This window comes from Pseudoalteromonas sp. NZS127_1 (assembly GCF_015864295.1).
Taxonomy (GTDB): Bacteria; Pseudomonadota; Gammaproteobacteria; order Enterobacterales; family Alteromonadaceae; genus Pseudoalteromonas; species Pseudoalteromonas arctica.
Genome location: NZ_JADYXO010000066.1, coordinates 1 through 894 on the forward strand (window position 1 = coordinate 1; position 894 = coordinate 894).

Annotated in this window: 1 pseudogene; it reads left to right on the plus strand. The window is 41.4% G+C overall.

Annotation, left to right across the window (positions count from 1 at the left end):
• Positions 1-894, plus strand: a pseudogene (locus I6F50_RS20140) (flagellin); the annotation flags it as partial.

The following is an 894-nucleotide window of genomic DNA, read 5'->3' on the forward strand; positions in this document are numbered from 1 at the left end:
GGTGGTCAGCAATTATTGAACGGCAGCTTCGGTTCAAAATCATTCCAAATTGGTTCAAATGCAAACGAAACAATTAATGTATCACTGTCTAGTGTAGCGGCAGAAAAAATTGGTTCTAACCAAGTTAATTTGCAAGGTGCAGTTGGTGCTGATGCAACAGAAAATGGTTTGGGTCAAGCAACTGCAGGAGCTGTTGACCTCACTACGGCCGCACCTTCAGTAACAGGAGGAACGTACAGTATATCAGGCCGTAATGATGCCGATGTTGTAATAGCTGATGGCGCTAGCGCTGAAGCAACTGCAGCTGCAATTAATAGCGTAACTAGCTCTACAGGTGTTACAGCTCAGGCAAGAACTGAAGCTGAAATTACATTTGGGGCAGCAGCAGCAGGGCCTGTATTAGATAGTACTATAAGCTTTGAACTAAACGGTGAAGATTTGTCATACACTTCAACAGGAACTGTTGATGGTGATAAACAAGCAATGGCTGAAGCCATTAATGGTGCAACTGATGATCATGGTGTGATTGCAACGATTGATAATGGTGTGTTGTCTGTATCAAATAATACTGGAGCAGATATTTCAATTGTTAATTTTAGTGATAATCTTGCTACACCAGCTGCAACCCTACTTGTAAAGCCTCAAGGTTACAATGATACTGATGGAACCGAAATTACTTTAACTGCTGGAAGTACTGATTCGACTTTGATATCAGGCGCAGTCCAATTAAATTCTTCTGAAACGTTCAGTGTAGTAGCCGATGATGATTCAATTGCAGCAACTACTAATGCTGTAGTCAGTAAGCTAAATGATGTTTCTGACGTTGATATTACAAGCCAAAAGGGCTCACAAGATGCGTTAGCAATTATCGATAACGCGATTGCAAACATCGAC